The sequence below is a fragment of the Longimicrobiales bacterium genome (assembly GCA_029245345.1).
Lineage (GTDB): Bacteria > Gemmatimonadota > Gemmatimonadetes > Longimicrobiales > Gaopeijiaceae > CALFPJ01.
The window spans coordinates 1-9,344 of record JAQWPM010000001.1; the positions used below are offsets into that span (position 1 = coordinate 1).

The 9,344-nt window shown below is 60.1% G+C and carries 10 protein-coding genes; 9 read left to right on the plus strand and 1 reads right to left on the minus strand.

Annotated elements, in window-relative coordinates; translation table 11 throughout:
- A partial coding sequence (locus tag P8L30_00005) for a hypothetical protein (GenBank protein MDG2238587.1) occupies nucleotides 1–300 on the minus strand: 300 nt, incomplete at its 3' end.
- A gap of 247 nt (nucleotides 301–547) precedes the next feature.
- On the opposite strand from P8L30_00005, the gene P8L30_00010 reads away from it, so the two are divergent.
- From P8L30_00010 to P8L30_00050, 9 genes are all read left to right on the plus strand, one after another.
- The gene (locus P8L30_00010) at nucleotides 548–1,705 is read left to right on the plus strand and encodes a hypothetical protein (protein MDG2238588.1); all 1,158 of its coding nucleotides are present in this window, start codon (nucleotides 548–550) and stop codon (nucleotides 1,703–1,705) included.
- Between the two features lie 27 nt (nucleotides 1,706–1,732).
- A complete protein-coding gene (locus P8L30_00015) occupies nucleotides 1,733–3,139 on the plus strand; it encodes a sulfotransferase domain-containing protein (protein MDG2238589.1) in 1,407 nt (468 codons plus the stop codon).
- Nucleotides 3,136–3,936 (plus strand): hypothetical protein, encoded by an 801-nt coding sequence (locus P8L30_00020; GenBank protein ID MDG2238590.1) that lies wholly within the window; start codon nucleotides 3,136–3,138, stop codon nucleotides 3,934–3,936. Before P8L30_00015 ends, P8L30_00020 begins: the two co-directional genes overlap by 4 nt.
- Nucleotides 3,937–4,117: 181 nt before the next feature.
- On the plus strand, nucleotides 4,118–4,714 hold the full coding sequence (locus P8L30_00025) for an SEC-C metal-binding domain-containing protein (protein MDG2238591.1): 597 nt from the start codon (nucleotides 4,118–4,120) through the stop codon (nucleotides 4,712–4,714).
- 28 nt (nucleotides 4,715–4,742) lie between these two features.
- Nucleotides 4,743–5,630 carry a hypothetical protein gene (locus P8L30_00030; GenBank protein ID MDG2238592.1) on the plus strand — a complete coding sequence of 296 codons (888 nt, stop codon included), beginning with the start codon at nucleotides 4,743–4,745 and terminating at the stop codon, nucleotides 5,628–5,630.
- Nucleotides 5,631–5,652: 22 nt separating this feature from the next.
- Nucleotides 5,653–6,663: a glycosyltransferase family 2 protein gene (locus P8L30_00035; protein ID MDG2238593.1), complete on the plus strand. Its 1,011-nt coding sequence runs from the start codon at nucleotides 5,653–5,655 to the stop codon at nucleotides 6,661–6,663.
- Nucleotides 6,596–7,288 (plus strand): acylneuraminate cytidylyltransferase family protein, encoded by a 693-nt coding sequence (locus tag P8L30_00040; protein MDG2238594.1) that lies wholly within the window; start codon nucleotides 6,596–6,598, stop codon nucleotides 7,286–7,288. Before P8L30_00035 ends, P8L30_00040 begins: the two co-directional genes overlap by 68 nt.
- 23 nt (nucleotides 7,289–7,311) lie before the next feature.
- Nucleotides 7,312–8,211, plus strand: coding sequence for a phosphoglycerate dehydrogenase (locus tag P8L30_00045; protein ID MDG2238595.1), 900 nt, complete (start codon nucleotides 7,312–7,314; stop codon nucleotides 8,209–8,211).
- Nucleotides 8,208–8,945, plus strand: a complete 738-nt coding sequence (locus P8L30_00050; protein ID MDG2238596.1) for an SDR family NAD(P)-dependent oxidoreductase — start codon at nucleotides 8,208–8,210, stop codon at nucleotides 8,943–8,945. Before P8L30_00045 ends, P8L30_00050 begins: the two co-directional genes overlap by 4 nt.
- Nucleotides 8,946–9,344: the final 399 nt, after the last annotated feature.

The window sequence follows — 9,344 nt, forward strand, 5'->3', positions numbered from 1 at the left end:
GAAGTCGGCGGGCAGCGGCGGGTCGAATATCAACTCTGGGACCGGCTCGGCCTGGGTAGGATCGAAGGCCGGGGTCGGGGTCGAGGAGGAAGTCTCCTTGGGGATCCATAAAAGGTTGAGCGCCGATCGTGCGTCGAGTGCATCGAAGAGCGAGTCAGCGAGCTCGACAGTCGGGCGCGCCAGAGCCTCGACCCGTACCGGAAGTGGAACCTCCTGGGTTGCCTGAGCGAGTCCCGGGGTCGAAGACATAATCGCAGCCGCTACGGAGCCAAGCGCTGTCGTCCGATCTATGGGGTGCATTCGGAAGATTCGATCGAGAAGTCGTTCATCGAGGCACTGACGGGACCCGCTTGTTCTTTGCATCATAGCTCAGGCAGTCGTTTTTGTTCACCCGTCATCCCCGCATCACATCTATGCGTTAGCCGCGGCGTGGCGTAGGATCGAGGGTCCAGGACTGCAGAAGATCGACCGCGCGCCGCCAGCGGCTTAGCCCATTCCTACACCAGCACCGTTGAGACACCATTCTGAGATACCGATTGAGACACCGTTGAGCACAACGCCTGATGAGGAGCGGTTGTCGGGGTCCGACGACCGGCGGCAGAGCTTCGTTGCGGCGATGTCGGGGCAGGTGCGCGAGCTCAGCGGAACGGTTCGTTGGGTGATCAGGGCGGCGGCGCAGTTCAGGCCTCAGCTGGCGCGGATCGTGGTGCTCGACTTGGTGAGCCTCTTCGGTTGGGCGGCGGCGCTGGGCGGCTTCTTTCAATTGCTCCAGGCCCTCGAGTCGGGAACCCCGCTCGCGCTGGGGCGCCTAGAGGTCTCACTCGCCGGTGGCGCGGTGCCCATCATCGGTGCATGCGCGGGTCTCGCAGTGCTCGGTGGGTTCAGCGCGGCCTGTGATTACGTCGCCCGTACCAAGAGCGCTGGTGTCGCCGGGGCGCTACTGCGCGACCTCCGCGGCAGGCTGCTGGACGTGGTTGCTGGGGCAAAGGGAGACGGCTGGCGCGCAATGGTGGAGGGTCCTTCGGACAAGTGGATTCGCCGATTGGTGTCGAAGGGCGCGCCGATGACGGCCCTCGGTCTATGGTCGCTTCTGCAGACGCTGCTACCGTTCGGAATCGTGCTCATCACCGGCGCGTTTCTCGTCTTCGTTGACCCCCTTTTGTCGGCGCTACTGCTGCCGCTCTCCGTACCGTATTTGCTGGCGCTCTCGGCGGCGTACGGCCGCGTCGCCGACAGCCGACGACGGTATCTGGAGGTCAACTCGGAGGCTGTGGGAGACATCGTCGATGCATTCGGCGCTGTCGCTTCGAGTGACGCGCCGACGGAAGGAGCGATCGCCTATGCGAACCGTTGCCTTGAGGCCGACGGGCACCGTGACGCGGTCGCGCTCTTCTTCGAGCTACGCTTGGTGATGCAGCGGGTGAAGCTGATCAACGGCGTGTTCGGCGTGGTCTGCATCGCGGCGGTGCTGTCGTTCTTTGTGCCTCTCATCGCAGTCACGGATCGATCGTGGGCCGATCCGATCGGTTACGTTATAGGCCTTCGGATCATGCTCCTGGCCGCCCAAAGGGTCAGCGGCGGACTAGCGATGGTAAGTCGTCGGATACCTGAAATCGCTTCGCTCTCTCAGTTCTTGGACGGTTGCGAGGGGCTTACCCCTAGCCCCTCTCCCACCGCTCCAATACGCCTCGCCTCGACCGCGTAGCGGCGGGGATTCCATCGAAGGAAAACCATGAAACCAACAGTTGCGGCGCTCGTGCCCATGCGTCACGAGAGCGCCAGCGTCCCAGGTAAGAACCACCGGCAGTTCCTCGGAAAGCCGCTCTGCGAGTACATCCTCGACACTGTCGCGGCGTGTCCGCTGATCGATAAAATCGCCGTGAACACCGACAGTCCAGCGATTCGAGAGATCGTAGCCAGGACTCATCCGGACGCGATCCTCATCGACCGTCCCGAAGCGCTCTGCGGCCCGTTGGTCTCGTTGACCGAGATCTTGCTGCACGACGTGGCCCAGGTCGAGGCGGATTTCTACGTCACCACCCTGGCGACGAACCCGCTCCTGGATGCAGCGACGGTCACCCGGGCGGTGGGGGCGTTCCTCGACGCGCAGCCGATACATGACAGCCTCTTCTCGGCGACCGCTCGGCAGGTTCGCATTTGGGACGAGACGACACGTCCGATGAATCACAACCCGGCGATCACCGGGCGAAACAAGGACTTGCCGAAGCATTACGAAGAGAACGGCTGCATCTACGCCTTCACCCGTGGGTCCCTTGAGGCGCACCAGTGTCGCGTCGGCAGCCGGCCGTTGATCTTTCCCATTGATCGCTTCGAAGCGTTCGAGATCGATCGGGAGGTCGACTTCGCTCTGGCTAAGGCGGCTTTCGGGTTGTCGAGCTCTCACGGCGAGGACGACCTCTACTATTTCGGCCACCACAAGTGCGCGACGCACTGGATGCGGAAGTTCCTGAAACCGGTCGCTCGAAAGTTGGGCAGCAACTACAAGGTCATCGGCGGCAAGCAGCCGGAAGACGTCCCGGTCGACCTCCACGACCGGACCTTGTTCCTCTTCGTGAACAGCAGGGCCAAGGACCTGCGGACCGTGCCGAAGAACGTGCGCGGTTTCCACCTGATCCGCGACCCCAGAGACGCCTTCGTCTCCAATTACTTCAGCCGCCGTTACTCCCACGGGATTCACAACCAAACGCAGGTCGAGCTGCGTGAGTACCTCAACGAGAACAATCTTGAGGATGGTCTAATCCGGCTGCTGGAGGACGACGACGCCTTCCGCCAGATGGACGATTGGGAGCCCGAGGCGTACCCCAACGTGTTGGAGGTCAAGTACGAGGAGCTCCTCGTCGACGACTTCGGGACCTTCTCTCGCATCGTCGAACACCTCGGAATCCCGATCCCTGAGGACCGCCTTCGCAAGATCATCGCCAAGTGCTCGTTCAAGAAACTCAGTGGCGGACGGACCCGTGGCGACGAAGACGAGAAGAACCATTACCGAAAGGGGGTTTCCGGCGATTGGCCGAACCACATGCCACCCGGGAGCCGGGCGTTCGAAGCGTTCGATGAGCGCTACGGCCACCTCGTCGACAAGTTCGGATACGACCGCAGCGTAAAGGTGGGTTCGTGAGCGAGCCAGTGCTCACAGCTTTGTTGATCGCCAACGGTCGTTCCACCAAGGAGCTGATCGACTACGACCCTCTCCGACTGCCCCCGGAACTCGTCACCGTCGGCATGAACTTCGCCTACCGCTACTACGAGCAGATCGGCTGGTTCCCGTCGATGTACGGGTTCTGCGACGTGAAGACGCTGGAGAATAAGGTAGAGGAACTCCGCGATCTGGTGGCCCGTCACCCGGAGACCACATTCTACGCAGCGCCTCGCGTGAACCAGCTGTGCGTCCGCTACACCCCTGAGATTCTCGAGAACATCAAGAGGGCAAAAAGGGATCCGAAGTTCGAAGAGGAACTTGGACTCGAGAAGCTCCGACGGACCGTGTCCATCGAGTTGCCTGAGGCGCCCAACCTGCTGCCGATCAAGCACGGCCCGACCGGCGTCCGCCTGAGCCAAGTTCTGATCGACAAAGGCATCAAGCGCATCCTGATGATCGGCGCGGATGCCGACTACGTAGAGAGGATTCCGGAGGCCGAAGACCATCCCGATGACGGTCATTTGCCGGAGGAGTTCCGCCGGCTGATCATCAGCCGAGACGTGAAGACCAACCCGAATTACTTCTGCGACGACTACCAACGTGTCGGCGATATCTACAGCACGCCGCGGGCTGCAAGTTCCCACATCAGTGGATGGACCCAGGTCGCCGAGCTTGCGAAGGAGGCCGGCGTCGAGGTGATCAACTGCAGCCCGACCTCGCGCATCAAGGACTTCAAGCGACGCGGTCTGGCGGAATGCCTGAGCGAGCTGACCTAGCTTTAGCGCAGTCGCGCGGTTGAATTCGCCGCATCCGCGTGTACTCTCAAAGAGTTCTCGCGACGTGCGCGTTTCCTCCCGCTCGTAGCAGCCCCTAGTTCAATGCCTACCGGCACCGCTCATCGGATTCGTGTCGCATGCCCACCGACGAGTTCAGGGCTCGGTTCTTGGACGGCACGGCTTGACGCTCTACGAGGCCATCACACAGCCGTATCTTTGGGCAGACAGCCACGCGCTGATCGTGCTCGCGGCGGCGGTCCTCATTCCGACCTTCGGAACCGGTGCCGCGTGGATCGGTCGCGGAGGCAAAACCGACAAGGACGGCCTCTTCATTGCTAACGCGCTCTTCGGTTTCTCGCTCTTCGTCTTCTCGCTGTCGTCCGTCGGTGCGTTTGTCGCCACGTCGATGCTTGAACTGGACCTCTTCGAGGGCAACTTCCTCGTGATGGTTTCGCCACTCGTCTGCCTGGTGTTCACGGCGTTTGGCGTTTTGCGGGTCTTTCCGTTGTCGCGACTGTGGAGCACCCAAGTTATTGTCGACATTACCGCGGTTGTACTCGCCTGCTGGGCCATCTCTTGGTTCATGGGGAAGTTCGGCGGCTGGTACACTCGTGCGGGTGGGGCTGCCCCAGCGTTCGGGCCGGATCCGCGGCGATTGGGGACTAATCGAGGAGGCGCGGTCGAGAAGAAACCGGTGCAGGTCGATCAGGGGCCTGGCGGGAATGACGCCTGCCCGTGCGGGTCTGGGAAGAAGTACAACAAATGCCATGGACGGTGATGTGCCACCTCTTCTGCCTACTCCTGACATGATCACGATCGAGAACCCCCACATCAGGGTTATGGTCGATCCGACCCATGGAGGGCGGATCGACTCGATACGCACGCCGGACGACGCCAAGGACTGGATTTATGCGTCGAGTGATGCAGGTGCGCAGGCTTCGCCCACCGGTACAGACTACGACGATTTGTGGGCTGGTGGTTTTGAAGAGCTCTTCCCCAGTGATGCTCCTGGTATGTTCGAAGGTCGCGCACTTCCCGACCACGGTGAGCTGTGGAATTCACAACTCGAAGTGCGCGACCAGGACGACCTGAGCGTTGATATGGTTCTGCATTGTCGCTCGGTGCCGGCGCGCTTCGAGAAGCGGATAAGTATAGAGCCAGATTCGGCCCGTGTGTCCATTGCCTACGGGATTTCTAACCTGGGGGATCAGCCCCTTCACTATCTCTTTAAACTCCATGCTGCCATGCGGGTTGCCGGGGGGGACGAGCTCTTACTCCCCGGGGGGAATGTGACTCGGGTCTCAGCAGAGTTTAGTCGCCTTATGGGAGCGCCGGACGGCGCCGAGTGGCCGATCGTCGCGGGAGTGGGCGACGAACCGACCGACTTGAGTATTGTGCCTGAGCGGAGTGCAGACGGCCAAGAGTTCGTGTACGTGAGCGGTCTTCCGGCGGGTTGGTGTGGCCTTCGACGTCCATCGGAGGGCCGCCAGTTCGTCATGCGCTATAGCCTCGACGACTTTCCGCATTGTTGGCTTTTCATGGCGCTGGGTGGGTGGCGCGACCACTACACCGTTGTACTAGAGCCGTGTACCAATATTCCTAAGGACCTGGCGGCCGCAAAGCGGGCTGGCACCTGCGCCGTTCTCTCGCCCGGCGCGTCTCGGTCCTATTCTGTGAGCATCGATATCTCTTGAGGATATGCGGAGGGCGGCACTCGTGCACAGTGTAAGCGTCGTGATTCGTTGCTTCAATGAGGAGGAGCACCTCGGCAACCTACTCCAGGCTGTGGCGGTGCAAGAGGGTGTGCGCCCCGAGGTGATAGTGGTCGACTCGGGGTCTACCGATGACTCCGTTCGCATCGCTGAAGCCTCGGGTGCTAGAGTGCTTCACATTGAGAAAGAGGACTTCACCTTCGGTCGCTCCTTGAATCTTGGATGTGCAGCAGCGACCGCCGAGTTCATCGTCATCGCTAGCGCCCATGTCGTCCCCGAGCGGAACGATTGGCTGTTACAGATGCTGAGGTCATTTGAAGATCCTGATGTCGCCAAGGTATATGGACGCCAAATCGGCCACACGTCCTCCCGCTTCTCGGAACACGAAGTCCTCGCGAAGCAGTTTCCGCCTGAGTCGAATGCAGAGCAGGCATCGCCTTTTTGCAATAATGCCAACTCTGCGATCCGGACTGAGTTATGGCGGCGCCATGCCTACGACGAGACTCTTTCAGGCCTGGAGGATCTCGCTTGGGGTAAATGGGCGACCGAGAACGGATTTCTCCTGGCGTATAACGCCGAGGCCGTGATCACCCATATCCATCACGAAGCACCTTCTCGGATACTCAACCGCTACCGCCGGGAAGCTGTGGCACTTAAGCGCATCTTCCCGGACTCGCACATGAGTTTCTGGGTGTTCGTGAAGCTCCTGTGCCAGAATATCCTGAACGACCAAGTGCGAGCTGTTAAGGCTGGTCGGTTTTGGCGATACGGGTGGGAGGTCGTGATGTTCAGGACGATGCAGTATTGGGGGACTTACACCGGACTGAGTTCCCGGTCGGTTCTTACTGAAGAGATGCTCACGCGATTCTATTATCCGCGTGAGTTGGGACAGATTCAGCGGCTCAAGGGCCGGTTTTCCAAAACTAGAACGCAAGTTGAGGTTGTGAATGCATCAGGTCGTCGCTCTCGTACCAATGAAAGCGCATTCGGAACGGGTCCCGGGGAAGAACTTTAGGACCTTTTGCGGCAAGCCACTGTTCCGCTGGATCGTAGATGCGCTCCTCTCGGTGGACATCATCGATCAAGTCGTCATCAACACAGATGCCCGCGACCTGCTTCGTGAGCACGGCCTGGTGACCGGAGAGCGAATACTCGTACGTGATCGACCGACCGAGTTATGCGGCGATTTTGTGAGTATGAACGCCGTTCTCGCAGATGATATCGAAAACGTAGCTGCGGAGACGTACGTCATGACCCATACCACGAACCCGCTTCTTCAGGCCGGGACCATCGAGACGGGCATTCGCGAGTATCGGGAGAGCATCCAGGCCGGTTTCGATTCGCTTTTCAGCGTGACTCGTGTGCAGACAAGATTCTACCAAGCGGATGGGAGTCCGATCAATCACGATCCAGACAACCTCGTGCGGACTCAGGATCTGGAGCCTTGGTTTGAGGAAGATTCCAATCTCTATGTGTTCTCGGGAGCGAGCTTTCGGGCGACGGCTGCGCGAATTGGACGAAGGCCGGCTCTTTTCGAAGTGCCGCATTCAGAGACCATGGATATCGACACAGAGGAGGACTGGAATGTCGCCGAGGCAGTGGCGAGCCACCTCAATGTGGATGGTGGGGTGAGCGAATGAAGGTCCTGATCACTTGCCCGCCCATGCTCCGTCAGATGGACGATTTCATCCATCACTTCGAGGAGAGGGGTGTCGAGGTCGCGTTGCCGGATGTGGTCCAGACGTTGAGCGTTTCCGAACTGAAGGAGATGGTACCCCTCTACGACGGTTGGATCATCGGAGATGATCCAGCAAATCGCGAGGTCTTGGAATGCGGCGTCCGGGGGCGCCTACGCTCAGCCATCAAATGGGGCTCAGGAGTCGATAATGTCGACTTCCAGGCGGCAGCGGATTTGGGGCTCCCAGTGCGGAACACACCCGGGATGTTTGGCAACGAAGTGGCTGATGTTGCCCTGGCCTACGTCATCGGGCTGGCACGCGAATTGTACTGGATTGATCGAGAGGTGCGATCTGGTCGTTGGTCGAAGCCAGCCGGCGTTTCACTTGCGGGTAAGAAGGCAGCATTGGTTGGTCTGGGCCATGTAGGCAGGCAGGTCGCGCGTAGGTTGCTTGTCTGTGGTATGGAGGTAGTCGCGTACGATCCGTTCTTCGAAGGGGAGGCTGAAGTTGAGATTCGAAGCTGGCCGGACGACATGGAGGATGCCGACTTCCTCGTTCTGACCTGTGCCCTCACGGACGCGAACCGGCACATGGTCGATGCTGATGTCCTTAGTCATTGCAAGCCTGGCCTGCGTGTGGTCAACGTTGCCCGTGGACCCCTGATCGATGAGGAAGCGCTTTGTAGTGCTCTGGGGAGCGGACAAGTATACTCGGCAGCATTGGACGTGTTCGAGATTGAACCCCTTGGTGAAGAATCGCCGTTGAGGAGTTTTGAACGTTGCATCCTGGGGACTCACAATGGCTCAAACACTGTTGATGCCGTGAGGCGTACGAGCGAGTTGGCCATCACTATGCTGTTTGAGCAATTAGAGACGGCTTCGTGAGGACCGCACTGGTCACCGGGGTGAACGGAGGAATTGGCTCGGCCCTCACAGAAGCGTTCATTGAGGAAGGCTACCGCGTCATTGGTTTGGACCTACAGGCGTCCCCCGAGGTTGTGTGCGATGAATACGTCCAATGCGATCTCGAACGGTGCGCCAGCGAGGAACAGTATTTGACCAGCAAGTCCACTCAGGTCGACGCCCTGCTGGGTGGTGATGGCTTGCATGTCCTGGTCAACAACGCGGCGCTCCAACTCCTCAAGCCAACGGAATCGATCGGAACTGACGATTGGCAGAAGGTGTTGGGTATCAATGTCGTGGCGCCATTTCTTCTCGTGCGAAGTTTCTTGACTCAGTTGGAGAGCGTCGGTGGGAGCGTGGTAAATATCTCCAGCATCCATGGGCAGCTCACCAAACCGGGATTCGTGCCCTACGCGGTGAGCAAGAGTGCGCTTGATGGTCTGACGCGTGCCCTGGCAGTCGATCTGGGGCCGCGAGTCCGAGTGAATGCAGTCGCACCTGCCGCGACGGCTACGCCGATGCTCCTAGAGGGGTTTAGCGGGCACCCGGAACTCTTGGATGAGCTAGCGGAGGTGCACCCGCTTGGCAGGATCGCGCAGCCCCACGAGATCGCTAACGTGGTCGTCTTTCTAGCCTCGGCCGCGGCAGGCTTCATTTCCGGGGCTGTGGTGGCGGTTGACGCTGGCATCGGGGGGCGGCTGCATGATCCGACGTGATCATTCAGGCCGATCATTCACGCAGGCGATGCATCGTACCCGTGGCCGAAATCGATGTCTTGGTGTTCCTGGGCATCGCAATCGGTGGTAGCCCTCAGCGCGGTGCGCCATTGCTGCTCATCGTAATCACATGGTCGTTACTCGGAAGGGAGGTCAACGCTTGGGGCTCTGGTCAGAATACCAGACCCTCGTAGCCAGTGCCGGCGGACAGGGTTTGCGAGCGCAGCTTGTTCGCGGCAGCGCCGGCAGCGTCGCCCACGGATAGGAAATTCAACGGCCCAAATGAGGTGAGAGGCGAGCGGGGACAGCGTGAGGCATGGGCTGCGGATCATGGGGCTGCGGATTTGGCCCGAGCGCAGCCCGAGCGGAGTCGCGCACAGTGCTCAGATGTGGGAGGGG